Genomic DNA, 24,699 nt, shown 5'->3' with positions numbered 1-24,699 from the left:
ATGGTTGTCCACGTCAACATGCAGGTCGTGATCAGCCTCCCATCCCACTCGGAGCGTCGGCGCTGACGCGTCCCGCGGCGGGACGACCGGATCACCATCCCGGTCGCTCCAGCGCATCCTCTGCCGTGCTCCGACCCCTTCGGACACGGCTCCTTCCTGCGACCCTCACCCGCGTCCCTTCGGGGACGCCGGATGTCTGTGAAAGGCACCCATGTCCCGGACAACGAAGTCCCACCCCTCCAAGCGCCTGATCGGCGCCCTGATCGCGGCCGTCGTCGGCATCACGACCTTCGGCATCAGCTCGCCCGCCTCTGCAGCCACCGCCCCGGTCGGCCTCGGATCGGCGCAGGAGATCCGCAACCAGCACAGCAGCATGTGTCTCGACGACTTCGACTTCGGCACTCAGCCCGGAGCCGAGGTGCGGCAGTGGAGCTGCACCGAGGGGAGCAACCAGCGCTGGCAGGTCACCGACCTCGGCACAGGCTACGCCGAGATCAAGAACACCTTCAGCAACCTCTGCCTCGACAACTTCGACTTCGGCACCACCCCGGGCTCGGAGGTGCGGCAGTGGAGCTGCAACGGCAGCACCGCCCAGCAGTGGCGGATCACCTCCGTCGGCGGAGGCTACGCCGAGATCGCCAATCGGCACAGCGACCTCTGCCTCGACAACAAGGACTTCCGCCAGCTCGACGGCTCCCCCATTCAGCAGTGGACCTGCACCGGCTCCAAGGCCCAGCGCTGGGCACTGACCGATCCGACCGTGCAGAAGATCACCTGGACGCTGAACCGCGTCGCGAGCCCGACCGCTGACGAGGCCGACGCCTACGCCCGCATCACCGACGCGATGGACCGCGCCGTGGCCCGCTACAACCGCCTCAGCAACATCTCCCGCTCCCTGACCGTCTCGTACAGCCCCGGAACCCCGACGGCCGATGCGAACATCTACGGCCAGATCCGCTTCGGCAAGGAGCGCGTCTACATGGTGGAGGGCACCGCCATGCACGAGATCTCGCACACCGTGGGCTTGGGCACGTCGACCACCTTCAACACGAACTGCGAGAACAGCAGCTGGGACTCGGCCCTGGCACTGCTGCGCACCTGGGACGGACCGGACGCGACAATCCAGTGCACCCCGGGTCACATCTTGAACTACGGCCTCAACTACAACAGCGAGTTCAGCCAGCTGAACCTCGAGCGCCACGTGAAGCTGGTGCAGTCCATGCTCAGTGACGGCATGTAGCCGTCACTCGAGGCACGCCCGAACGAGCATCCTCGCCGCCCCTCGCGGGCGGCCGGCGCCGGCGGGGCGGGGAACCAGAGCCCTCCACCCCGCCGGCGCCGCATGCCCCGATGTCTCCCTCCGGAGGCGCGGGGCAGCGGAGCGCTCGGGAGTCGAGGAGGGCCCCTCGACCGGGTGGTCGCAGCCGACGTGCCGGACGCCGCACCCTGGGGAGGGGGCGTCCGGCACGTCTTCCTCGTGTCCGCGCCGTCCGGTCCGCCGGACCCCCCGGAGGCGCATGACGGGCGGCGTCTGCGGGCGCTAGCGGTTCCGCTCGACGGTGCTCGGCGCGGTCCGGTGCGTCTCCGGCGCCTCCGTGCCGACGGGCTCCGCCTCCCCGCTCGCCGCGGCCTCCCGCAGGTACTGCGCCGACATGACGCGGTAGGAGCGGGTGAGCATCGCCGCGCCGGCCGCGATGATCATGACGACTCCGCCGACCAGGAACACCAGCGCGATCCCCCGGCCGATGCCGTCGCCGAGCAGCCCGCCGAACGCCGAGCGCCCGGCCGGCGACTCCATGTACGGGATGAGCGCGAACTCGGCGATCGGGGCGATGAGGAACGACGTGATCGGAGCGGCGGCCGACTCGAACGCCGCCGCGAAGCCGAAGACGCGCCCCTGGGTCTCGAAGGGGACGACCTTCTGGATCACCGTCTGCTCGGCGGCCTCGACCGCCGGGATCAGGGTCATGTAGATCCAGATGCCGCCGGCGTAGAGCCACCACCAGTCGCGGAGGGTGAAGACCGCGCCGATCAGGCCCATCGCCATCACGAGCAGCAGCATCGTCCGGATCGGGTTCCTCCCGAGACCGAACCTCGCGACGAGCAGACCGCCGATGACGAAGCCGGTCGCCGTCACTCCGAGCACCACGCCCCACAGCTCGACCGGGAACAGCTCGAGGCCGTACGGGTCCATCAGCGCCATGTAGACGCCGCCGATCAGGTTGTTGAACGTCGAGAAGACGATGAGCGCGAACAGCCCGGTCGCCGCCCGCACCGCGGTGATGCTGCCGCGGAGATCGATCAGCGACGCCCTCTCCCCCGTCGGCGCGGGCCGGTCCTCCGGGATGCGCAGGAAGAGGAGGTGCAGGAGCGCGGCGGCGGAGAGGCCGATCGCGATCACCAGCGTCCACCCCATGCCGAGCAGGCCGATGGCGAGCCCGCTGAAGACGCTCGTCACCACGAAGGCGAGGCCCTGGACCGTGCCGACGAGGCCGTTCGCGCGGGCGTGCCCCTCCACCGGGACCAGCAGGGTCACCGTCGTGGACAGGGCGATGTTGCGCATGTTCTCGATGACGGCGCCGAAGAGGATCGTTCCCGAGAACACCCAGAACCAGGGGGCGCGGAAGTCCAGGAGCGCCGCCTCGGGCAGCGCGAGGAAGAGACCGCCCGCGACGCCGAACGACACGAGCGTGACCGCCCCGGCGAAGACCATGACGCGGAACTTGCGGTGCCGGTCCACGATCGTGCCGAAGGCCATCGCGAAGACCGCGACGAGCAGCATGTAGGCGCCGCCGATGATCCCGGTCGCCAGGACGGAGCGCGTCTCGAGGTACACCCAGAACGTGAGCGCGAACCAGAGGAAGCTCGTCGTCACGTTCGCGACGGCGGTGTTGAGGAGGATCTGGTGGAAGTCGCGGAGCTTCGTCGAGGTGTCGGCGTCAGCTCCGGGCACGGGGGCGGTCGAGGACACGGCTTCCCTCCGCTCGCGACGGCGCCGTCGGTCCCGCGGCGGGAGTCGAGGGTCGTCGCAGCCACTGTAGGACCGCGCCGTCGGCGAGTCGAGAGGGGCCGGGCGTCCGGCGGGGATGCGCTGCCGCCTCCCGCGCGGACGCGGGCGCCGCCGCCCTCGCGACCCGGATCAGCGGGCCTCGGGGGCGGCGGCGCCGACGGGTCAGACGATGGCGGCGCGGAGGGCCGCGGCGGCCTCGCCGACGTCCGGGGCGCCGTAGATGGCCCCGCCCGCGACGGCCACGAGGGCGCCGGCGCGCTGCACCGACTCGATGGTGGCGGTGCTCACGCCGCCCGCGACCGAGAACGGCACGCCGGAGGACTCGCCGTCGCGCAGCAGGGTCTCGAAGGTGAAGCCCTCCTCCGCCTGCTCGTCCAGACCGGCGTGCATCTCGACGAACTCGGCGCCGAGGGCGACGACCTCGCGGGCGCGGGCGGCCTTGTCGGGCACGCCGATGAGGTCGACGACGACGCCCTTGCCGTGCTTCCTCCCGGCGGCGATCGCGCCGGCGATGGTGCTGTCGCCGGCGACGCCGAGGACCGTCACGAGGTCGGCGCCGGCCGCGAAGGCCATGTCGGCCTCGAGCTCGCCCGCGTCCATCGTCTTGAGGTCGGCGAAGACCGTCTTGTCGGGGTGCGCCTCCTTGATGGCGGTGATGGCGGAGAGGCCGGCGCTCTTGATGAGCGGGGTGCCCAGCTCGAGGATGTCGACGTGCGGGGCGGCGGCAGCGGCGAGCTCGAGGGCGGCGTCGGTGCTGAGGGTGTCCATGGCGAACTGGAGCTTCACGGGGTTCTTCTTCCTGTCGAGGTGGGGAGTCGGGTCATTCGAGGTTCGCGTGGCGCGGCCAGAGCTCGTCGGCGCTGTCGCCGCGGCGCTGCCAGAGCGCGTGGAACAGGGCGTCGCCGGTGAGCACGACGACCTGCTCGAAGAGCCCGCCGGAGTACTGCGCCGAGGCGGCGCCGGAGCGGTCGAGCTTGTCGGCGGCGGGCACGACCACCACGGCGGAGGCGAGCCCGGCCAGCGGGGAGTCGGCGGCGGTCGTGATCGCCGCGACCCGCGCTCCGGCGTCGACGGCGGCCTGCGCGGCGCGGACGATGCCCCCGGTGGTGCCGGAGCCGCTCGCGGTGAGCAGCACGTCGCCGCTGCGGATCGCCGGGGTCGTCACGTCGCCGACCACGTGCACGACGAGTCCGAGGTGCATGAGGCGCATGGCGGTCATCCGCAGGGCGAGGCCGGAGCGGCCGGCGCCGTGGATGAAGACGCGATCGGCGCCGGCGAGCAGCTCGAGGACGGGCTCGAGGCGGTCGGTCGTCAGCGAGGCGGTCGCGGCGGACACCTCGGCGGCGATCACGGCGAGCGCCTCTGCGGGGTCGGTGGTGCGGTCGTCAGCGGGCATGGATCCACAGTGCGCCCGGCGACCGGATCCGCGCGCCACCTGATCGAGGAGGTCCGCCTACCCGATCGGGTGGGCGATGCCGCTCGCGGGTAGGACGGGTAGGTTCGGAGGATGGATCCCGCCGAGTCCCCCGCCTCCCGCACCCTGCTGCAGCAGCACGCCCGCACGGTGGCCGAGCAGGCCGACCGGCACGCGGTGGCGCTGGAGTCGGTGCTCGCCGCCCTGCGCGCCGAGCGCCTCGACGACCGTGCGGCCCGCACCGTCGCGATCGACATCGCCGCGAACGCCCTGGTCGAGCTGCGCACCGCCTCGGACGAGCAGCGCAGCGCGATGCTGGAGCCCGTCGTGGGCGCGTTCGCGCGGCTCCGGAGCGACCTGCGCCCGCTCGTGCGCTTCGGCGACCTCGACGTGCAGTTCGTCGAGCCGCCCGCCACCGGGCGCGCCCTCCCCGGCGAAGTGGCGCACGCGGCCCGCGCGATCGTGCGGAGCGCCGTGCTGGCGTTCGTGGAGTCGGAGCAGACGCGCCGGGTGCGGATCCAGTGGGACTGCGACGGGCTCAACCTGCTCATCGAGATCCGCGACGACGGCCGGGGCGAGCTGACGACCCGCGACGACGCCCTGCGCCCGATCGCCGAGCGCATGCGCGGGCTCGACGGGGAGCTCTCGGTCGCGTCGACCGCGGGCTGGGGGTCGACCCTGTCGATCCGCCTCCCCCTCGATCCGCCGGCGCAGCCCGACGGGCTCGACCTCGCCGAGCTCAGCGCCCGCGAGCGGGAGGTGCTGAACCTGATCACGCTCGGCGCCTCGAACCAGCGGATCGCGGACGACCTCGGCATCAGCGGCAACACCGTGAAGTTCCACGTGTCGAACCTGCTGCGCAAGGCCGGGGCCCGCACCCGGGCGGAGCTGGCGGCGCTGGCGCGCTGATCGATCCGGGTGCCCCGCCCGGCAGCACGGCCCTGACAGACCCCCCGGATGCACGGACGGGCCGCGGCGGCCGCCGAGGGTCCCCCCTCCTGCGGCGCCGCGGCCCGTCCGGCCGATCAGCGCGTCCCGATCACTCGCTCCGGAGCAGCCCGAAGCGGAACCGGCCGGAGCCGTCGAGCGTGTCGTCGATGCCCGAGATCGTGGAGGAGGCGATGACGGTCTCCGTGCCCTCGAGGAGCGGCACGGTGATCGCCTTCTCCGCCGCGAGGCGCTGCGCCTCCTCGATCGCCGCGGTGCGCTCGTCACCAGGGGCCAGGCTCCGCTCGCGCAGCACGACCTCGTTGTACGCGTCGTCCTTCACGGCGGCGCCGAGGATGGAGGGGGCCTCGTCGGTGCCGTAGAGCAGGTTCAGGTAGTTGTCCGAGTCCGGGTAGTCCGCGAACCAGCCCTGCTGGTAGAGCGGGTAGGAGGTCGACTTCTCCTTCACGTACTGCGTCCACTCCGTCGACTGCAGGTCGACCGTGAACAGGCCGCTGCGCTCGAGCTGGTTCTTGATGAGCGCGTACTCGTCCGAGGTGCTGGAGCCGTAGTGGTCGGTGTTGTACTGCTGCTTGAGGTCGACGGGACCGGTGATCCCGGCCGCCTGGAGCGCGGCGGCGGCCTCGTCCGCGCTGGGACCGCCGCTCCCGTCGCCGAAGGCCTGCTCGTACGCCGGCGTCGATCCGGTCAGGGCGCTGGGGACGATCGAGTAGACCGGCGCGTAGGTGCCCTTGTAGACCTGGTCCGACAGCTCGTCGCGGTCGATCAGGTCGGCGACGGCGGTGCGGACGGCGAGCGCCTTGTCGGCGTCGGCCTCGGAGGTGGCGGAGCCGTAGGGCATGGTCTCGGGGTTGAAGACCAGGAAGCGCATCTCGGCGCCGGGACCGGAGTGCACCGTCAGGCCCTCCTCGCCGCGGAGGTCCTCGGTGTCGGTCGCGTTCAGCGTGCGGTAGGCGACCGCGATCTCACCGCGCTGGATGTCGAGCTTGAGGTTGCTCTCGTCCGCGTAGTAGCGGACGATCACCGACTCGTTAGCGGCGGCGCCGAGGAGGCCGTCGTAGGAGTCGTTGCGGGTGAGCTGCACGAGCGAGTTCAGCGTGTAGCTCGTGATGGAGTACTGCCCGCTGAAGGCGTCGCCGGCGACGATGTCGTCGTCGGTGGTGAGGGAGTCGGCCGAGAAGACGTCCTCGTCGACGATCGCGGCGGCGGGGCTGGTGAGGATCTGGGGCCAGAGGGCGTTGTCCGGGGTGGCCAGTGTGAAGACGACGGTGGAGTCGTCCTCCGCCTGGACCGAGACCATGTCCGAGAGCAGCGACGAGGGGCCGTTCGGAGCGGCGATCGCCACCTGGCGCTCGAAGGTGAAGACCACGTCCGAGGCGGTGAGCGGATTGCCGTTGGCGAAGGCGGCGTCCTCGCGCAGGGCGACGCGGTAGTGGGTGGGGTCGGTGAACTCGGCCGAGGCCGCGAGGTCCGGTACGGGATCCGTCGATCCGGGGGCGGAGGTCAGCAGCCAGGAGAAGACCTGGTTCTGCAGCGTCGCCGAGCCGAGGTCCCAGGAGCCGGCGGGATCCAGGGCGGTGACCTTGTCCGCGGTCCCCAGGAGGATCCCGGGGGGCGCCTGGGCGCCGGTGGTGCCCGGCGAGCAGGCGGTGAGGGCGACCGGCGTCGTGCCGTCGCGGTTCCGGCTACTCGAGCAGCTTGCCCGCGGTGGCGACCTCGCCGCTGATCAGCGCCTGGATCTCCTCCGGCACCGCGGGGATCTCCTCGCGCGTGATCCCCGCGGAGGGCGACCAGACGAGGTTCACCTGGAGGGCCGGGTCGATGTCCGGGTAGTCGCTGCGGTTGTGGCAGCCGCGGCTCTCCCGGCGCTCGAGCGCTGCCTCGAGAGTGGCCCGCGCGGCCATCGCGGCCGACTTGAGGTCGAAGGCGTGGGCGAGGTCCTGGAAGCCGGCGATGTCCGGGTGCACGCCGATGTCGGCGATGCGCGCCTCGATCGCGTCCAGCTCGGCGAGCCCGGCGAGCAGGCCCTCCTCGTCGCGGACGACTCCGGCGTGCTCGGTCATCGTGTTGCGGATCGCGCGCTGCAGGGCGCGGACGTTCTCGGTGCCGTCGGCCGCGAGCAGGCCGGCGATCTCGTCGCGGGCGACCTGGACGGACGCGGCCGAGCGGGTCTGGGCGGTCAGCGAGGCGGAGTACTCCGCCGCCGCCTGCCCGACGATCCGGCCGAACACCAGCAGCTCGATCAGCGAGTTGCCGCCGAGGCGGTTGGCGCCGTGCAGTCCGCTGGAGGCCTCTCCGATCGCGTAGAGCCCGGGGACGTCGGTGCTGTGGTCGTCCGAGCGCACCCAGACCCCGCCCATCGAGTAGTGCGCCGTGGGCGCGATCTCGATCGGGTCCTTCGTGATGTCGAGCATCTGCAGCTCGAGCATCGTCTGGTACACCCGCGGCAGCCGGGTCATGATCGTCTCGCGCGGCAGGTGCGAGACGTCGAGCCAGACCCCGCCGTTCGGCGTGCCGCGACCCTCCTTGATCTCGGTGTAGCAGGCGAGAGCGACGCGGTCACGGGTCGAGAGCTCGAGGCGCTCGGCGTCGTACTTGCCCATGAAGCGCTCGCCGAGGCCGTTGCGGAGGATGCCGCCCTCGCCGCGCGCGGCCTCGGAGATCAGCGTGCCCGCCGCGTTCTCGGGCTCGATGATGCCCGACGGGTGGAACTGGACCAGCTCCGGGTCGCGCAGGCGGCCGCCGGCCTCGACGGCCAGGCGGAACGAGTCGCCCGTGTTCTCGTCACGGCGGGAGGAGGTGCGGCGCCAGATGCGGTTGTGCCCGCCCGCGGCGAGGATCACCGCATCCGCGTGGATCAGGTAGCGGGTGCCGTCGACGAGGTCGAAGCCGTAGGCGCCGAACACTGCTCCGTCCTCGTTGACGAGGATGCGCGTGACGTACACGGTGTCCAGGATCGGGATCTCGAGCTGGGCGGCCCGGTTGACGAGCGTGCGCTGGATCTCGAGGCCGGTGTAGTCGCCCGCGAAGGCGGTCCGGCGGTAGGTGTGCGCGCCGAAGAAGCGCTGCGAGATGCGGCCGTCGTCCTCGCGGGCGAACGGCATGCCGTAGCGCTCGAGGTCCTGGATGCCGCGGGCGGCGTTGGAGGTGACGATCTCGACCGTGTGCGGGTTGGCGAGCTGGTAGGACTCGGTGATGGTGTCGGCCGCGTGCTGCTGCCAGCTGTCGTCGGGGTCCATCGTGGCGAGGGCGGCGTTGATGCCGCCGGCGGCGAGGGAGGTGTGCGCGTCCGACTTCGAGCGCTTGCCGAGCGCGAGGACGTCCACGCCCGCCTCGGCGAGCTCGATCGCGGCGCGCAGGCCCGATCCGCCGGTGCCGATGACGAGGACGGAGGTGGAGATCCGGCGCTCCGGTGCGGTGGTCTCTGAAGTGGTCATGCCTCAACGCTAGGCACGGCGCTTCGATTACTCCAATGCATAATGCTGGGCACAGCCATGCGCATAGGGTATGCATGTGGATCTCGAGCAGCTCACCGGATTCGTCGAGGTCGCCCGCCTCGGCAGCTTCACCCGCGCCGCCGAGGAGCTGCATCTCGCGCAGCCCTCGCTGAGCCGCCGGATCGCCGCGCTGGAGCAGGACCTCGGCTCCGAGCTCTTCCACCGGGCGCGCTCCGGCAGCACCCTCACACCGGCCGGCGAGCTGCTGCTGCCGCTCGCCCGGCGCATGCTCGCCGACGCCGGATCGGTGCGCCGCGAGCTGGCCGAGCTGGCCGGGCTCGAGCGCGGCCGGGTGCGGTTCGGCGCGACGCCGACGCTCTGCATCAGCCTCGTCGCGGAGGTGCTGCACGCCTTCCACTCCGTGCATCCCGCCGTGGAGCTGCACCTCGCCGAGGACGGGTCGCGGAGCCTCTTCGACCGGCTGGCCCGGGGCGAGCTCGACCTGGCGCTGGTGACGACCTCGACCGCGGCCGCTCCCGGCGCCTTCACGGTGACCCCGCTGCTCGTCGAGGAGCTCGTCGTGGTCTCCTCCGCCGCAGAGCCTCCCCTCGCCGCGACCGGCGCGCTCGACCTGGCCGCGGTCGCCCGCCTCCCGCAGATCGTCTTCAACTCCAGCTACGACCTGCGCCGCACGACCGACGCCGCGTTCGCCGCCGCGGGCCTGGAGCCGGACGTGGTGCTGGAGGGCGCCGAGATGGACGCGGTGCTGCGCTTCGCCGAGCGGGGCCTGGGCGTCGCGGTCGTCCCGGCGATGGTGCTGCAGGGGCGCCCGGGGCTGCGCTCGATCCGCATCGAGGAGCCGACGCTCGAGAAGCCCACGCTGACCCGGACGATCAGCCTCGCGCGCCCGGCGGACCTCGCGCCGACCGCCGCGGCGCGGGTCATGCAGCGCACCATCGCGGCGACCGCCCGCGCCTTCGCCGCCCAGGCCGGCGGAACGATGCGCCTGGCCGACGCCCGCTGACCGAGTTGGGGTCTCGAGGCGCCGCTGCTCGACCAGCAGTACGGCGAACATGCTGATCGAGCAGCCCCGGAGGCGTATCGAGATCTCCCCCGCACGCGCAGGAGCGCCCCCGGCCCCGCAGGGCCGGGGGCGCTCCCCGGTGGTTCAGCCGTGCGCTACGAGCACGGGCGCGCCGCGTACGGAGCGCTCACCTCCGTCTCGACGGGGGCGCCGTTCATCGTGGCCGTGGCCTCGACGGTCACCGCACCGGCGGGCAGGTTCGCCTGACGGGTGGTGAAGGCGTGCGACACGGTCTTGCCGGGCGCCACCGAGGTGAACGACTTCGTGCCGGACGTCGACGTGAAGGTCACGCCGACGGGGACGTCGGAGCCGTTGCTCGCCTGGACGGTGACGATCGCCTTGCCCGCGATGCAGCGGGTCGCCGCGCTCGCCGTGATGTCGAGCGCCGGAGCAGCCTCGCCCTCGGTGAAGGCGAAGGTGTCGAGCTCGAACAGGTCGCCGGAGGGTCCGGAGTAGCTGAAGAACACGTCGTGCACTCCGGTCGCTCCGGTCAGCGCGGCGCTGACGTCGGTCCACTCGCCGGTCGTCCCGTTCACCGCGACGGTGCCCGCGACGGGCCCGGTCTCGGAGTCGAGGCGGACGGTGACGGTGCCGCCGGCCTGCAGCGCCTTGGCCTTCGCGGTGAACGTCGCGGCTCCGGTGTCCCCGAAGTCGACGGCCGACAGCGCGGTCCAGTCGCCGTTGTCGAGGTCCTTCAGCACGAGGTTCTGGGTCGCGCCCGCGGCGGGGGTGCCGAGCGGCGCCGTCGCGATGCCCTTGCTCCAGCCGATGGTCTCGGCCGGGAAGGTGCGGTACGGATCGAAGTCCTTCACCTGGTCGACGCCCTTGTAGTCGCCGACCACCTGCTGCACCGTGCCGTCGGCGTTGAACTGCAGCTCCTGGATGTGCGGGCTGCGGTACCCCTGGGTGGTGTCGCCGTTGATCCGCTTGTTGAGCGTCGGCGCGTGGTAGGTGAAGTAGTACTTGCCGCCCAGCTCGAAGACCGACTGGTGGTTGTTGCCGCCGGTGCCGGCTCCGAAGAAGCGGCTCTGGTTCGGGAACATCACGCCGGCGTAGTTCTCCTTGGGCCAGGACATCGGGTCGTCCGAGATCATGTAGCCGATCTCGCCGCCGCCCGGGTAGCCGGGCTCGCGGGTCTGGTTGCCGCCGAAGTCGTTGCCGCCGAAGTGGGACGAGTACGAGAGGTAGTACTTGTCCTGGCGCTTGAACACCTGGGCCGCCTCGAACGCGACGGGCGCGTCCACGACGGCGGAAGTGCCCTGGGTCGAGATCATGTCGTCGCCGAGCTCGATCACGCGGATGTTCTTCGGATTGTTGAAGCGCTCGGCCGCGGGGAGCGCGGTCGAGGCGGGTCCGCCTCCGAAGAACAGGTAGCCCTGGCCGTCGTCGTCGACGAGCGGTGCCGGGTCGAACTTCCACGCGACCGCCTCGGCGCCCGGGGTGGACGCGTTGATGAGCGTGGAGGTGCGCTGGCTGGTCCACGGACCCACCGGCGAGTCGCCGGTGATCACGTTGCTGGAGCCGCCGCCGTTGGCGTAGTAGAGGAAGTACTTGTCGACGCCGTTCACGGTCTTCTTCGCCATGCCGGGAGCCCACGAGTTGCCGGTGTAGGGCGCGACTCCGGTGGAGCCGGCGACCTGGATCTCGCCGTGGTCGGTCCAGTTGACGAGGTCGTCCGAGGAGATCACGGTGATCTGGTTGATCTTGCCGTAGTCGATGCCCGCCGAGACGCCCGTGGCGGGGTTCGGAGCGTAGCCCTGGGTGTCGTTCGTCATGTACATGTACACGCGGCCGTTCTCGACGAAGCCGAAGCCGTCGGCGCCGAACTTCCAGCCCATGAGCGGGTTGTGGTCGCCCGGGATCTTGCCCACGACCTCGATGGTGCGCGAGGCGGGCGCGGGCGGCGCCGCTCCGACCAGCGAGACGTCGTCGAGCTTGTAGTCCATGAGGTGCGTCTCGGGCGCGGCCGACGGAGTCGCGGTCCACGGCGTCTCGAAGAAGAGGCGCGCGGTGGCGACGCTCTGCCCGGCGGGGATGGTGAACGATCCGTTGATCGTCGCCCACTGCCCCTTCGTGGCGGTGACGCTCGCGAGGTTCGTGTAGGTGCCTCCGCCGTAGTGCATGGTGGCGAAGAACTGCTTGGTCGCGGGGCTCGCGGCGTTCTCGTACTTGATCTGCGCCTTGACCTGGTAGGTCTGGCCGGCGACGACCTTGCCGCTGAGGTCCTGCATGGCTCCCGCGCCGGTGGTCGTGCGGCCGGTGACGAGCGCTGCGGCGGTGCCGGTGCGCGCGTCCGTGGTCGTCGCGATGGTGCCGGCGTCGGCGGCGTTGCCGTTGTTGACGAACCAGCTGCCGATGCCGCTCTCGAAGCCGCCGTTGACGATGAGCTCCGCCTCAGCGGCGGACGAGGTCTGGGCGGCGAAGGGTGCCACCAGGAGCGCGGTCAGCGCGGCCGTGGCCAGCAGCCTCAGCCGCAACCGCCCCTTCGGAGCGGCTTCTCGTTGTGGTGATCTCACGGATCCTCCTTGATCGTGTCGTGCAGGAGATCGTCGGCGACGGGTGCCGCTGACGCGTTCGGGGGCGGGGGCGGCCGCGCGGGCCGCCCCCGGAGTGCTCAGCCGCAGGACGCGGCCGGATGGGGCGCTCTCACCGTGGTCGTCACCGGCTCGCCGTCGACGGTGGCGGTCGCGGTCACGACCACCTCGGCGGCGGGGACCGAGGCCGCCCGCGTGGTGAAGGCGTGACTCGTCGTGGCGCCGGGTGCGAGCGCGGCGACCGTCTTCGTGCCGGACGCGCTCTCCATCCGGAGGGCGACGGGCACGTCGTCGGCGTTGGTCGCCCGCACGGTCACGACGACCTTCCCCGCGATGCAGCGGGTCGCGGCGGCGGCGGTCACGTCGAGCGACGCCTCCTTCAGCGTCCCGAGGCGCGCCAGCTGGTAGCTGAGCGCGCGCTCCGGGGCGTCGATCTGGTTCTGCGTTCCCGCGGTGCCGACCGACTGCGCCTTCGCGAGGACCGACTGGAGGTCGGACCAGGCGTCGGCCGGGTAGTCGTCGGAGCGGAGCGTCGCCGCGTGGGCGACGGCCGCGTCGAGCTGCGAGCGGTCGAGCGCCTTCCCCTCCGAGGAGAGGGTGTCGCTCAGGAGGAACTCGTCGACGTCGACGTGGCCGCCGGCGGTCTTCGTCGCGTAGCTGAACAGCCCGAGGCGGTGGCCCATGAAGTGCGTGAGCTGACCGTCGAGGGTCTGCGGGCCGACGCGACTGCCGAGCTTCGTCCAGCTCGTCCCGTCGAGGCTGTACGAGAAGGTCGTCCAGAGCTGTCCGGCCGGAGCCGAGAGCTCGAGATCGGCCTTCAGGCGCACCTGCGAGGCGTCGCCGAGGGCGGCGGTGGTGCCGGGGAGGAAGGACTCCACGGCCGCCTGGTCGAACGTGGTCGCGAACGGCTGACTGCGGTTCACGACGCCGACGGTGGTGACGCCGTCCACGCGCTTGACCGCGACGTAGGAGAAGCCGCGGTTGTAGGCCGCGAGCCCGGCGACGTCGCCGTCCTTCATCCCGGAGACGTCGAACGCCGCCTCCGCCGACTGCTTCGGAGCCACGATGCGCTGGGAGAGCGTGTTGCGCGCCTCCTCCAGGTACGTCATCTCGGGCGAGCCCGAGAGACGCGTGTGCGCGGCCGTTCCGCTGAGCACCTTCCCGTTGGTGAGGCGGAGCCAGCCCTCGCGCTCGGTCAGCGACCAGTAGCGGTTGTCGGGGGCGTGGTTCCACTGCCAGGGGAGGGCGAGGGTCGAGCCGTTCGGCTGGATCTCGGCGGCCGTCGGGCGCTCGAGGGTGGGGGCGGCGCCGACGAGCGAGACGTCGTCGAGCAGGTACTCGGTGCTCGAGGACGCCGGCTGCGGGTTGCCCCACGGCGTCTCGACGGCGAACTTCACGCTGCCGACGTTCGCGGTCTCGGGCACCGTGTAGGTCCCCGTGATCGTCGTCCACTGCCCCTGCGTGACGGCGGCGGAGGCCATCGTCACGGGTCCCGCGCCGAAGTCGGCGCAGAGGTTGAAGCGGACCGACGCGGGGCCGGTCGTGTACTTCACCTTCGCGGACACGGTGTAGGTCACGCCGCGCTGCAGCTTGTTCGCCAGCACCTGGCTCGGGCCGGAGCCGTTGAGCGTGCGGGTGCCCACGCGGAGCGCGGCGGTGCCGGACGCCGGGTCGGTCGTGTCGGCCGACAGCGTCGCGCCGAACTGGCCTGCCCACGGCGCCGTCCCCGACTCCGCTCCCGGGTTCTGGAGCAGCTGCACGCCGAGCAGCGACGCGTCGTAGGCGGGCGCGGGCGGGATCGTCCACGACTCGTCCTGGTAGGCCTTCGCCGGGGCGTCGTTGTCGAAGTCGTCCGAGACGACGATGCTCTTCTGCCGCTCGAACAGCTCCTCCTCGGGGCTGAGGCGGATCGGCTTCGGGAAGCTCCCGCCCACCGGCACCGAGCCGTTCGTCCCGAACGTCGGCCAGCCGTCCTTCCACGTCGCCGGGATGAGCCCGGGGATGCGGCCGGTCGGGAAGCTGTCGCGGAAGAACATGCCGTGCCAGGCGGTCGAGCCGTCCTCCTTCGCGATCGGCACGAGGCTCCCCTGGGCGAACCCGCTGGAGTTCAGCACGCCCCTGCCCTCGTAGGGGTTGCTGCCGTCGGCGGTCGCGTAGCGGCCCAGCAGCTCGGACGAGCGGAACAGCGCCACCTGGCGGCCCTGGCCCGAGGGCCAGGTGATGATGACGATGTAGTACTGCCCGTCGATGTACTGCACCTGCGCGCCCTCGAACAGGCCGCCGAGGTAGCCGGCTCCCGGGTAGTCCGAGGTGCGGAGGATGTTCGGGTACTCGGCGACGACGGTCGTCAGGTCCTCGCTCAGCTTCACGGCGCTGGTGGATCCGGAGCCGTAGAAGATGTACGGCGTGCCGCCGTCCGCGTCGTCGAAGAAGAGCGACGGGTCGTGGAAGGCGCGGCCGAGGGCTGTGCGGGTCCAGGCTCCGTCCTCGATGTCGTCGGTCGAGTAGAGGTAGGAGCCGCCGAGGTTGTTGGTGTTTAAGACCGCGTAGTAGCGGCCGTCGTGGTACCGCAGCGACGAGGCCCACTGGCCGTTGCCGTAGGAGTTCTGCCCGTTGCGGAGCGAGAAGCGGTCGCCGATCTCGAGCCGGTCGAAGACGTAGTTGACGATCTCCCAGTTGACGAGGTCGTAGGACTTCATGATCGGGGCGCCCGGGCTGAGGTGCATCGTGGTGCTGATCATGTAGTAGATGTCGCGGCCCTCGTCGTTCTCGGACGCGGGCACGCGCTCGACGCTGACGTCGGGCACGTCGGCGTTCAGCAGCGGCACGGAGTAGGTGCCGTCGCCGCGGTCCGTCGACGTGTAGGAGGCCTTCGGCGACCACGCGCCGGCCGCGGTCGCCGGAGCCGCGCCGGAGGCGAGCAGGCCCGCCGCGAGGAGGGCGCCGATCGCCGTGGAGGCGACTGCGCGCATCGGGGTCATTCGAACAGCGACAGCGTCAGGACGGAGGAGTAGTCGCCGGGGGCGACGTCGGCCTCGGTCTTCAGGGTGAGGCCCGCGGACACGGTCCAGGACCCGTCCGTCGCGGTCTCCTGCGAGTCGAGCGACAGCGCGAGCAGCTCCTGGTCGAACAGGCCCACGGCGTCGGCGCCCTCGTCGAGGATCGTGTCGACCGGGTCGCCCTCGGACACGAGGCCCGACTCGCCGCCGTCCACGAGGACCGGCGTCCAGCCGAGGTGGTCGGAGGAGATGTCCTCCTGGTCCGCGTCGCCGGTGAAGGCGCTCGCCGAGCCGAGGACGTACCAGCCGGCTCCGGCCGGGATCTCGTCGACGGTCCGGGTGTCCGTCACGGTCACGTCGGGCAGCTGCCCCGTGAAGGCGCGCACGGTCGGGGTGGAGCCCTCCTCGGCGAGCGTGGCGGAGGTGCCGTCGATCGACATCGAGAGGGCGCCGGGCTGCTCCAGCTCCTCGATGCTGACGTTCACGTCGACGTCGTCGGAGCCGTACTCGGTGTCGGCGGCCGCGGCCGCGGCGGCGACGCCGGACAGGAGCAGGCAGCCGGCGAGAGCGGCGCCCGAGCGGACGAGCCAGAGGGGTCGGGGGGTGCGTCGCGTGGACATGGTGTTCCTCACTCGATCGGCATCGTCGCCGATCAGGTCGAGCGCCGGACGGCGCGGAGTGGTGGCGCGGCCCGAGGCCGCGAGAGGACGGAGCGCGGCGCAGCCCGAGGGGCGTTCGGCCGCGCCTGGAGCGCAGGACGCGCGGAGAGCGGCGGACGGCTCGTGCGCGGCGGCTTCCACAGCGTGGCCACGCGAGCTCCAGCTCTCGACCCCCTCAGCACTGAGGGGAGAAAGGCTGCCCGATACTCGTCTCTCTCGACTGCTGAGCTTTCCCTCAGCTAGTCTTGCGGGCAATGTTACCGGGAACATTCCCGATTGCAAGGACGTGTTCTCAACCGTCCGGAGCAGCGCAGCGAGGCGATCACCGCGTTCCGCCGCGGCCGGGCGGGGACGGCGGGAGGGGACGAGGATGTCCGCAGGGGCGGCGACGGCGGAGGCCGAGCAGGAGGTCGTGACGACGGAGTGCGCGGAGCGCTCAGGCGTCATCGGCGTGCTCCTGGGCGACTTCGAGCCGTTCGGCACGGAGGTGCTGCAGGGAGTGGCGACGGCGCTCCGGGGGACCCGGTTCGACCTCCTCGCCGGCAGCGGGGCGAGCCGCCGGGGCCGGGCGGGATGGGAGCAGGAGTCCCTGCGGCGCCTCACCGAGGCGCACGTAGCGGGAGCGATCCTGGTGACTCCCTCCGGCGTGATCCCCCCGTCGGACCTGCCGCTCGTCGTCGTGGATCCGCTGACCGCGCAGACCGAGCTGCACTCGGTGGCGACCGACGACTTCGGCGGAGCGCAGCTGGCGACCAGCCACCTGATCGGGCTCGGCCACCGCCGCATCGGCTTCGTCGCGGGCCGCCCCGACCTGGAGTCGTCGCACCGGCGCGGCGCCGGCTACCAGCGGGCGCTCGCGGACGCCGGCCTCCCCTACGACCCCGCGCTCGTACGGGTCGGCTACTACCGGCACGACCCCTCCCTCGCCGCCGCCCACGAGCTGCTGCTGCTGCCCGACCGCCCGACGGCGGTCCTCGCCGCGAACGACGCCTCCGCCATCGCCGTGATCGAGGCGGCCCGGGCGCTGGGCCTCTCGGTGCCGGGGCAGCTTTCGGTCGTGGGCTACGACGACGTGCCCGACGCCTCCCGGGTGGTCCCCGCGCTCACGACGGTGAGGCAGCCGCTGCACCGCGTGGGGCGCGCGGCCGCCCGGGCGCTCCTGACGCTGATCGACGGCGGGAGCGTGGCCGAGCAGCACGTGCGGCTGCGCAACAAGCTCGTGCTCCGCGGGTCGACGGCGCCTCCCGCCGAGGGCCCGCCGTCCGGCTGACTCCTCCCCCTCCCCCAGCCGGCGGGAATACGCTCGGCGCATGAACCAGCAGCGCACTCCGGTCACGGTCACGGTCACGGGAGCCGGAGGCGCCATCGGCTACGCGCTCCTTTTCCGCATCGCCTCGGGTCAGCTCCTCGGGCCGGACGTCCCCGTCCGCCTGAACCTGCTCGAGATCCCCTCCGGCCTCCGCGCGGCCGCGGGCACGGCGCTCGAGCTGCAGGACGGCGCCTTCCCCCTCCTCCGCGGGATCGAGGCGACGGACGACCCGGCCGCCGCGTTCGACGGCGCGAGCGTCGCCCTCCTCGTGGGCGCCCGGCCGCGCAGCGCGGGCATGGAGCGCGCCGACCTGCTCGCCGCGAACGCGGGCATCTTCGGACCTCAGGGTGCCGCGCTGAACGCGCACGCCGCCTCCGACATCCGCGTGCTGGTCGTCGGCAACCCGGCCAACACCAACGCCTGGATCGCGCGGCGCAGCGCCCCGGACATCCCTGCCGGCCGCTTCACCGCGATGACGCGCCTCGACCACAACCGGGCGGTCGCGCAGCTCGCCGCGAAGCTCGACGCCCCCGTCGACGCGATCGAGGGCGTCGCGATCTGGGGCAACCACTCCGCCTCGCAGTACCCGGACGCGACGCACGCCACCGTCGGCGGACGTCCGGTGCCCGAGCTGGTCGACGCCGAGTGGCTGCACACGGAGTTCGAGCCGCGGGTCGCCAAGCGCGGCGCCGAGATCATCGAGGTCCGCGGAGCCTCCTCGGCCGCGTCCGCCGCCTCCGCCGCGATCGACCACGTGCGCGACTGGGTCGACGGCACGTCGTGGACCTCGGCCGCCGTCGAGTCGGACGGCTCCTACGGGGTGGAGGAGGGGCTGATCTCCTCGTTCCCGGTCCGCTCCGTCGACGGCGAGTGGCGGATCATCGAGGGGCTCGAGATCGACGCGCACTCCCGCGCGCGGATCGACGAGTCCGTGCTCGAGCTGCGCGCCGAGCGCGACCAGGCGCTGGCGTTCCTCGCGTCCTGACGCGCCCCTCCCCGTCCTGTCTCCGCGGGATTCCACTCCGGTGCGCCTCGCGCGACGTGTCGCGTACCGGAACGGCATCCCGCGGAGGGGCTCAGCGGCGCTTCTCCGGAGTGGGGAGGGTGCCGGAGGCGCGGGCGGCCTCGTACCAGGCGTGCGCCTCCTCCTGGCGCTCCGCCTCGGCGCCGGTCGCGATCGCCGCGCGCACGTGCTCGGGCCCGTAGCCGAACGACGCGACCAGGTCGGCGGCGTGCGGGCGGATGCGCGCGAGCAGGCGGTCGATGTAGGACGTCACCGCGACCGCTCGCTGCGACGACAGGCGCCCGTGGATGAGGTACCAGTCGAGGTGCTTCTCGATCAGGCCCAGGCCGAACAGGTCGCGGAGCCAGGTGAGGACGGTGCGCGTGCCCGCGTCCTCGACGCCGGCGAGCGCCTCCGTGAACGCCTCCCACTGCAGCAGCTCGGCGTGCGCGCGCGCCGCCTCGATGAGCTCGCTCTGGTGCGCGTTGAACAGGCGTGCCGCCTCGTCGGAGGGCAGCTTCGACGCCGGGCGCAGCCGTGAGGCGATCCCCGCGACCATGCTCTCGACGCGGCCGGTGAGCAGCTCGCGCTGGTCCTCCCGCAGCTGGCCGACCGAGCGGGCCGTCGATCCGCGATCGGCGACGACCTGGGCCAGACGGCGCAGACCGGAGTTGTCGACGGTCGCCCCCGCGACCTGCGAGGCGGCGTAGCGCGCCAGCTCCGCGGGCTGGGCGCCCTTGAAGCGGCGTCCGACGTCGGTCAGCAGGCGCTTGGCGACCAGCTGGAGGAGCACGGTGTTGTCGCCCTCGAAGGTCGCGTACACGTCGAGGTCGGCGCGCAGCTGCGTGAGCCGGTTCTCCGCGAGGAAGCCCGCGCCTCCGCAGGCCTCGCGCGCCTCCTGCAGCGTGTCGAGAGCGTGCCAGGTCGAGAGCGCCTTGAGTCCCGCGGCGAGGGTCTCGAGGTCCTGCCGCGACTGCTCGGTGTCGTTCGCGCCGGAGAACACCTCGTCGAACGCCGTCAGCAGCTTCTCGTGCGCGAAGGCGGCGGCGTAGGTGGTGGCCAGGCGCGGCAGGAGGCGGCGCTGGTGCCGCTGGTAGTCGAGCAGCACCTCCTCCCGCTCGCCGCCGCCGGTGAACTGGCGGCGCTGATCGCCGTAGGTGACGGCGACCGTCAGCGCGATCTTCGCCGCGGCGACCGAGGCTCCGTCGAGCGAGACACGGCCCTGCACGAGCGTGCCGAGCATGGTGAAGAAGCGGCGGCCCGGGCTCGCGATCGGCGAGGAGTAGGTGCCGTCGGCGGCGACGTCGCCGTAGCGGTTCAGCAGGTTCTCGCGCGGGACGCGGACCCCGTCGAAGTGGAGGCGGCCGTTGTCGATCCCGTTCAGACCGCCCTTGAGGCCGTCGTCCTCCCCGCCGACGCCGGGCAGGAACGCGCCCTGCTCGTCGCGGATCGGGACGAAGAAGGCGTGGACGCCGTGGTTCACCCCTTGGGTGACCAGCTGCGCGAAGACGACCGCCGCGCGCCCGTCCACCGCCGCGTTGCCGAGGTAGTCCTTCCAGGCCGCGCGGAACGGCGTCCGCAGCACGAACACGCCGTCCTCGTAGGTGGCGGTCGTGGCGATCGACGCGACGTCGGAGCCGTGCCCGGTCTCGGTCATCGCGAAGGCGCCCGGGATCTCGAGGCTCATGATCCCCGGCAGCCACTTCTCGTGGTGCGGGCGCGTGCCCAGGTGCAGGACCGCGGCGCCGAAGAGCCCCCACTGCACGCCGGACTTGATCTGCAGCGACGGGTCGGCGGTGACCAGCTCCTCGAAGCCGGCGATGTTGCCACCGTGGTCGGCCTCGCCGCCGAGGTCGACCGGGAAGGCGCGGTGCACGCCGCCCTCGGCCGCGAGCACGCGCATCTGCTCCGAGACGCGGAGGCGGTGCTCCTTCATCGGGAGGCCGTCGGTGCGGTGCAGCTCGGGGCGGGCGGTCAGGGCGCGGCTGGCGAGGCGCTGCTCGCGCCAGGCGCCGAGCAGGGTCTCGCCGAGGGCGGCGACGTCGACGGAGGGGGCGCCGTCCTCGTCCAGGCGCGCGTCGACCTCGGAGCCGAGGGAGTCCACCGGCGGCGTGGGCGCGATGGAGCCCGAGCGGGAGCGCCGGGCCCGCGTGCGCCCGGTGGCCGCCCGGTCGGCGGCGTCGGCGGCGGAGCGGGGGTGGGGAGCGGTGCTGACCATGGTGTTCGTGTCCCTTCGACCGTCTGCGGTTCGGGCCGCTCCCGGTGCGTCGTGCGCCGACGGGCGCGGCAGCGGAGGCGGTCCTCGCACGGTAGGTCGCGCGGCGGCGCGGCGGAAACGTTCCGTCGCCCGGGCACAAACGGCGCCGGGCGGAGGAGGAAGCGGGTTGTCGGAACCGACCAGGCGGGGCGGGGCGCCTCGTCTGTGCGCTGGGGCTGTCCCTGCCGACGGGAGCGGAGGAGGGGGCGGCTCGTCCGTGTGCTGAACGGGCTGTCCCTACGGGCTGCTTCTGCGGAGGAGGGACGCCGCACCGGAGGCCGCCTCGCTAGTCTCTCGGCATGAGCGAGCCGCCGCTGCCTCCCCCTCCGCCCGCCCGACACCCGGCGGCCGGGCCGCCCGCGGACGTCGCGGCAGCGCCTCCCCGGACTCCGGGTGCGCCGCCCGTGGACGTCGCGGCCGCGCCTCCCGCGCCTCCGGTCGCGCCGGGATCCGGGGTTCCGCATGGGCGCCCGGTCCGCGTCTGGGACCTGGTGCTGACGATCGTGCTGATCCTCGTGGCCTCCGCGGTGACGCTGCTGCTGTCGTTCTTCGGGCTGTTCTTCGCGATGGCCAGCGACTCGTGCGGCGGATCGAACGCCTGCGACATCGGCCTGATCGAGGGCGGGGTGGTCCTCGCCGCAGGAGGAGTGTGGGTGCCGTTCCTCGCGGCGCTGGCCGTCTCGATCGTGCTGCTGGTGCGGCGGCGCATCGCGTTCTGGGTGCCGGTGGCGGGCCTCGCGGTGTCGTTCTGCTGCACGCTGCTCGGCGGGTGGATGGCGTCGACGGGCGCGGGCGGCTGAGGGCGCTCGCCGACGCCTCGGACCGAGGACGCTCGCGTCGGTGACGAGGTGGGCACGATCGTCGACGTGGATCCCGGAACGCGGTCGCCCGCGCCGGCGCCCGCCTCCGTCGCGGGCGGTGAACCGCGCGCCTCAGCGACGGATCAGTAGCTGTCCCAGCCGGGCTCCCAGTCGGGCTCGTCCGGCGGCACCCAGTCGTCCTCCGGCGGCTGCGCGGCGGACACCGGCGGACCGGACGACTCGCGGCCGAACGAGGGCTTCGCCCCTTGCGAGCGGGACGACCCGCCACGGGCGGCCGGCGCGCGGCGGGGAGCGGGGGCCTCCTCACCGGGTTCCGGGACGGCGATCTCGGGGCTCTCCCCCGCGACGACGGCGAGCACGGCGTCGCCGTAGGTGAGCAGCTTCTTCTGGCCGACGCCGCCGATGATGCTGAGCGCGTCCATCGTCGCCGGCTCGGCGGTCGCGATCTCGCGGAGGGTCGCGTCGTTGAAGACGATGTAGGCCGGGACCGCCTGCGCGCGGGCCTGCGCGGCGCGCCACTCCCGGAGCCGCTCGAACAGCGGCTGAGCCTCGCCCGACAACTCGGCGACCGTGGACCGCCCGGAGCGGGAGGATCCGCTGGAGCGGGCCGGCTTCTCCGGCTCCTGTCGCAGCTCGACCTTCCGCTCGCCGCCGAGGACGGAGCCGGACGCGGGCGTGAGCACGAGCGTGCCGAAGCCGTCGTCGTTCACGCCGAGAAGGCCCTGCGCGAGGAGCTGGCGGGCGACTCCGCGCCACTGGGTGTCGCTGAGCTCGGCGCCGATGCCCCAGGTGGCGAGGCCGTCGTGCTGGTGCTGGGTGGTGCGCGGCGTGGTCTTGCCGCGGAGGACGTCGATGATGTGTCCGGCGCCGAACTGCTGATTGCGCTCGCGCTTGAGGCGGACGACCGTCGACAGGAACTTCTGCGCCGCGACCGTGCCGTCCCAGGAGGCGGGCGGCTCGAGGCAGGTGTCGCAGTTGCCGCAGGCGGTGCTCTCCTGGCCGAAGTAGGCGAGCAGGTTCACCCGGCGGCACTGGACCGTCTCGGAGAGCGCGAGCATCGCGTCCAGGTGCGCGGACATCCGCCGACGGTGCGCCAGGTCTCCCGGCGACTCGTCGATCATCCGGCGCTGCTGCACCACGTCCTGCAGGCCGTAGGCGAGCCAGGCGGTGGACGGCAGTCCGTCGCGGCCGGCGCGACCCGTCTCCTGGTAGTAGCCCTCGACCGACTTGGGCAGGTCGATGTGCGCGACGAACCGCACGTCCGGCTTGTCGATCCCCATGCCGAAGGCGATGGTCGCGCAGACGATGACGCCCTCCTCGCGGAGGAACCGCGACTGGGCGGCGGCGCGCACCCGCGAGTCGAGGCCCGCGTGGTACGCGACGGCGTCGAAGCCCGCCGAGCGCAGCGCCTCGGCCGTCGCCTCGACGCTCTTGCGGGAGAGGGCGTAGACGATGCCCGCGTCGTGCGCGTGCTCGCGCCGCAGGAAGTCGATCAGCTGCTTGCGCGGCTCGACCTTGTTGACGATCCGGTACTGGATGTTCGGGCGGTCGAAGCTCGAGACGAAGTGGCGGGCGGCGCCGAGGTGCAGGCGCGACGTGATCTCGCGGTGCGTCGCCTCGGTGGCGGTCGCGGTGAGGGCGATGCGCGGGACGTCGGGCCAGCGCTCGGCGAGCTCGCCCAGTGCGAGGTAGTCGGGGCGGAAGTCGTGGCCCCACTGGCTGACGCAGTGGGCCTCGTCGATCGCGAAGAGGGCGATCCGGCCGCGGGCGAGGAACTGCTTCATGCCCTCGTTGCCCAGGCGCTCCGGAGCGACGTAGAGCAGGTCGAGCTCGCCGTCGAGGTAGGCGCGCTCGACGCGGCTGCGCTCGCCCGCGTCCTGGGTGGAGTTGAGGAACTCGGCGCGGACGCCGTTCGCGCGGAGGGCGTCGACCTGGTCCTGCATCAGCGCGATGAGCGGGGACACGACCACGCCGGTGCCGGGGCGCACGATGGCGGGGATCTGGTAGCAGAGCGACTTGCCGCCGCCGGTGGGCATGAGGACGACGGCGTCGCCGCCTCCGATGACCTGCTCGACGATGGCCTGCTGCTCGCCGCGGAAGGAGCCGTAGCCGAAGACCTTCTCGAGGATCGCCTGCGCCTCGGAGGATCCGGAGCCCGCAGCGCCGCTCGCCGCGTCGCTCCGGACGCCGCCGCGGGACTCCGCCGGGGGGTCGGCGAGCGGCGGGGCGGGGAGGGCTGTCGAGGTGGGCTCTGTCACCCGGGGAACTCTACCCGCCGCCTCCGACGCCGCCCCGGGGGTGCGGGGAACTGTGGAGAAGGGCCGCAGGGAGCGAGCTGGGGAGGCGGCTGCGGGGAGGTCGGGGGTCTTCTGCGGCGCCCGGATCAGAGGTCGGTGAGGGTGCGGGTGTCGCCGTCCCAGAAGCGGACGCCCGCGAGGCCGACGGTGAACGGCTCGCCGAGGAGGGGGACGGCGTCGCCGAGCTGCTCGGCGCGGAGGCGGCGAGAGACGCTGATGTGCGGCGTCCAGGCGTCCGGGAGCGAGGTGTCGACGCCGCCCGGCACGAGGCGCGTGGCCCGGTCGTGCAGAGCGTCGAGGGCGGGCGAGCGGACCACTCCCCAGGCGAGGACGAAGCGCCCGGCGTGCGGGAAGAGGAGGACGGCACCGAGGTCGGCCGTCGCCGGAAGCGGACCGAGCGCGCCCGGCTCCGGGGCGGTCAGCTCGGGCCCGGCGACCAGGGTGAGGTGCGGGCGGTTGCTGGCGGACGTGTGCAGCGCGAGGCTCGGGACGTCGGCCGCCTCGAGCGCCTCCCACTGGCTGCGGACGCGAGCCTCCGACTCCGGATCGAGGAGGACTTCGAGGCTGCGCATGTCCACATTCTGCCGCGGCTCCCGTGTGCGGGCCTTCGCGGGCGCGCGGCCACTCGCGGGTGCGCGCGGTCCTCGCCGGCTCCCGCGAGTGTGCAGGAGTCGTCGCACTCGCAAGCACGCAGGAGTTGTCGCACTCGCCCTCGACTGCGACGACTCTTGGAGACTCGACACTCGTCCACTCGAGCGACCCTCGAGTGCGCAGAAGTCATCGTGCTCGCGCTCGACTACGACGACTCTTGAGTGCTTGGCACTCGGCACTCGGCGCTCCCGCGAGTGTGCAGGAGTTGTCGCACTCGAGCTCGAGTGCGACAACTTTCGCGCACTCGCGGGAGCGGGGAGCGGGGCGGTGGCGGGC

The 24,699-nt window shown here is 72.6% G+C and carries 17 protein-coding genes; 6 read left to right on the top strand and 11 right to left on the bottom strand.

The features are described 5' to 3' along the window. The first annotated feature begins 211 nt into the window (after positions 1-211). Complete coding sequence (locus tag C5C69_RS09225) at positions 212-1,240, top strand: RICIN domain-containing protein (protein ID WP_104233666.1); 1,029 nt, start codon at positions 212-214, stop codon at positions 1,238-1,240. Between the two features lie 300 nt (positions 1,241-1,540). On the opposite strand, the gene C5C69_RS09220 is transcribed toward C5C69_RS09225, so the two are convergent. The 3 genes from C5C69_RS09220 to hxlB form a co-directional block, all read right to left on the bottom strand. Further along, complete coding sequence (locus C5C69_RS09220) at positions 1,541-2,953, bottom strand: MFS transporter (RefSeq protein ID WP_181067823.1); 1,413 nt, start codon at positions 2,951-2,953, stop codon at positions 1,541-1,543. 219 nt (positions 2,954-3,172) lie between these two features. Beyond that, positions 3,173-3,796 (bottom strand): 3-hexulose-6-phosphate synthase, encoded by a 624-nt coding sequence (hxlA, locus tag C5C69_RS09215; protein WP_104224387.1) that lies wholly within the window; start codon positions 3,794-3,796, stop codon positions 3,173-3,175. A gap of 34 nt (positions 3,797-3,830) precedes the next feature. After that, complete coding sequence (gene hxlB, locus C5C69_RS09210; protein WP_104233664.1) at positions 3,831-4,406, bottom strand: 6-phospho-3-hexuloisomerase; 576 nt, start codon at positions 4,404-4,406, stop codon at positions 3,831-3,833. 111 nt (positions 4,407-4,517) lie between these two features. Between hxlB and C5C69_RS09205 the strand changes: the two genes are divergently transcribed. After that, a complete protein-coding gene (locus C5C69_RS09205; protein WP_104233663.1) occupies positions 4,518-5,333 on the top strand; it encodes a response regulator transcription factor family protein in 816 nt (271 codons plus the stop codon). Between the two features lie 130 nt (positions 5,334-5,463). On the opposite strand, the gene C5C69_RS09200 is transcribed toward C5C69_RS09205, so the two are convergent. Together C5C69_RS09200 and C5C69_RS09195 are read right to left on the bottom strand one after the other, a co-directional pair. Continuing rightward, entirely contained in the window at positions 5,464-6,879 is a 1,416-nt protein-coding gene (locus C5C69_RS09200; protein ID WP_258067513.1) for an ABC transporter substrate-binding protein, read from the bottom strand. Between the two features lie 178 nt (positions 6,880-7,057). Continuing rightward, the gene (locus tag C5C69_RS09195) at positions 7,058-8,809 is read right to left on the bottom strand and encodes an L-aspartate oxidase (protein WP_104233661.1); all 1,752 of its coding nucleotides are present in this window, start codon (positions 8,807-8,809) and stop codon (positions 7,058-7,060) included. Between the two features lie 70 nt (positions 8,810-8,879). Here C5C69_RS09195 and C5C69_RS09190 point away from each other — a divergent pair, with 70 nt between their 5' ends. Further along, positions 8,880-9,833: a LysR family transcriptional regulator gene (locus tag C5C69_RS09190; RefSeq protein ID WP_104233660.1), complete on the top strand. Its 954-nt coding sequence runs from the start codon at positions 8,880-8,882 to the stop codon at positions 9,831-9,833. Positions 9,834-9,988: 155 nt separating this feature from the next. Here C5C69_RS09190 and C5C69_RS09185 read toward each other — a convergent pair whose 3' ends face one another. The 3 genes from C5C69_RS09185 to C5C69_RS09175 all read right to left on the bottom strand — a co-directional run bounded on the left by C5C69_RS09185 (position 9,989) and on the right by C5C69_RS09175 (position 16,046). Further along, complete coding sequence (locus tag C5C69_RS09185) at positions 9,989-12,409, bottom strand: family 43 glycosylhydrolase (RefSeq protein WP_219812361.1); 2,421 nt, start codon at positions 12,407-12,409, stop codon at positions 9,989-9,991. Between the two features lie 98 nt (positions 12,410-12,507). Continuing rightward, positions 12,508-15,399, bottom strand: coding sequence for a family 43 glycosylhydrolase (locus tag C5C69_RS09180; RefSeq protein ID WP_258067512.1), 2,892 nt, complete (start codon positions 15,397-15,399; stop codon positions 12,508-12,510). A gap of 5 nt (positions 15,400-15,404) precedes the next feature. Further along, positions 15,405-16,046, bottom strand: coding sequence for a hypothetical protein (locus C5C69_RS09175; protein WP_104233676.1), 642 nt, complete (start codon positions 16,044-16,046; stop codon positions 15,405-15,407). Positions 16,047-16,455: 409 nt separating this feature from the next. Between C5C69_RS09175 and C5C69_RS09170 the strand changes: the two genes are divergently transcribed. Together C5C69_RS09170 and C5C69_RS09165 are read left to right on the top strand one after the other, a co-directional pair. After that, complete coding sequence (locus tag C5C69_RS09170; RefSeq protein ID WP_104224380.1) at positions 16,456-17,355, top strand: LacI family DNA-binding transcriptional regulator; 900 nt, start codon at positions 16,456-16,458, stop codon at positions 17,353-17,355. A 40-nt stretch (positions 17,356-17,395) separates the two neighbouring features. Next, entirely contained in the window at positions 17,396-18,379 is a 984-nt protein-coding gene (locus C5C69_RS09165; RefSeq protein WP_104224379.1) for a malate dehydrogenase, read from the top strand. 91 nt (positions 18,380-18,470) lie between these two features. On the opposite strand, the gene C5C69_RS09160 is transcribed toward C5C69_RS09165, so the two are convergent. Next, on the bottom strand, positions 18,471-20,615 hold the full coding sequence (locus C5C69_RS09160; protein WP_104257808.1) for an acyl-CoA dehydrogenase: 2,145 nt from the start codon (positions 20,613-20,615) through the stop codon (positions 18,471-18,473). 338 nt (positions 20,616-20,953) lie between these two features. Here C5C69_RS09160 and C5C69_RS17125 point away from each other — a divergent pair, with 338 nt between their 5' ends. Further along, positions 20,954-21,454: a DUF6264 family protein gene (locus tag C5C69_RS17125; protein WP_219812360.1), complete on the top strand. Its 501-nt coding sequence runs from the start codon at positions 20,954-20,956 to the stop codon at positions 21,452-21,454. Positions 21,455-21,597: 143 nt separating this feature from the next. Here the strand turns inward: C5C69_RS17125 and recQ are convergent, their stop codons facing one another. Beyond that, entirely contained in the window at positions 21,598-23,733 is a 2,136-nt protein-coding gene (recQ, locus tag C5C69_RS09150; protein WP_104257806.1) for a DNA helicase RecQ, read from the bottom strand. Positions 23,734-23,858: 125 nt separating this feature from the next. Beyond that, complete coding sequence (locus tag C5C69_RS09145) at positions 23,859-24,344, bottom strand: 2'-5' RNA ligase family protein (protein ID WP_104257805.1); 486 nt, start codon at positions 24,342-24,344, stop codon at positions 23,859-23,861. Positions 24,345-24,699 lie beyond the last annotated feature (355 nt).

Origin of the sequence: Rathayibacter sp. AY1C7 (genome assembly GCF_002931865.1) — a bacterium.
Classification (GTDB): Bacteria; Actinomycetota; Actinomycetes; order Actinomycetales; family Microbacteriaceae; genus Rathayibacter.
The sequence above is the reverse complement of the archived record's forward strand: the minus strand, read 5'-3'. Positions and strand labels throughout refer to the sequence as shown.

Excerpts from the sequence above, each read along its gene's own strand:
- C5C69_RS09225 (WP_104233666.1), top strand. The coding sequence starts at position 212 with ATGTCCCGGACAACGAAGTCCCACCCCTCCAAGCGCCTGATCGGCGCC.
- hxlB (WP_104233664.1), bottom strand. The coding sequence starts at position 4,406 with ATGCCCGCTGACGACCGCACCACCGACCCCGCAGAGGCGCTCGCCGTG.
- C5C69_RS09205 (WP_104233663.1), top strand. The coding sequence starts at position 4,518 with ATGGATCCCGCCGAGTCCCCCGCCTCCCGCACCCTGCTGCAGCAGCAC.
- C5C69_RS09195 (WP_104233661.1), bottom strand. The coding sequence starts at position 8,809 with ATGACCACTTCAGAGACCACCGCACCGGAGCGCCGGATCTCCACCTCC.
- C5C69_RS09190 (WP_104233660.1), top strand. The coding sequence starts at position 8,880 with ATGCATGTGGATCTCGAGCAGCTCACCGGATTCGTCGAGGTCGCCCGC.
- C5C69_RS09180 (WP_258067512.1), bottom strand. The coding sequence starts at position 15,399 with ATGCGCGCAGTCGCCTCCACGGCGATCGGCGCCCTCCTCGCGGCGGGC.
- C5C69_RS09175 (WP_104233676.1), bottom strand. The coding sequence starts at position 16,046 with ATGTCCACGCGACGCACCCCCCGACCCCTCTGGCTCGTCCGCTCGGGC.
- C5C69_RS09170 (WP_104224380.1), top strand. The coding sequence starts at position 16,456 with ATGTCCGCAGGGGCGGCGACGGCGGAGGCCGAGCAGGAGGTCGTGACG.
- C5C69_RS09165 (WP_104224379.1), top strand. The coding sequence starts at position 17,396 with ATGAACCAGCAGCGCACTCCGGTCACGGTCACGGTCACGGGAGCCGGA.
- C5C69_RS09160 (WP_104257808.1), bottom strand. The coding sequence starts at position 20,615 with ATGGTCAGCACCGCTCCCCACCCCCGCTCCGCCGCCGACGCCGCCGAC.
- C5C69_RS17125 (WP_219812360.1), top strand. The coding sequence starts at position 20,954 with ATGAGCGAGCCGCCGCTGCCTCCCCCTCCGCCCGCCCGACACCCGGCG.
- C5C69_RS09145 (WP_104257805.1), bottom strand. The coding sequence starts at position 24,344 with ATGCGCAGCCTCGAAGTCCTCCTCGATCCGGAGTCGGAGGCTCGCGTC.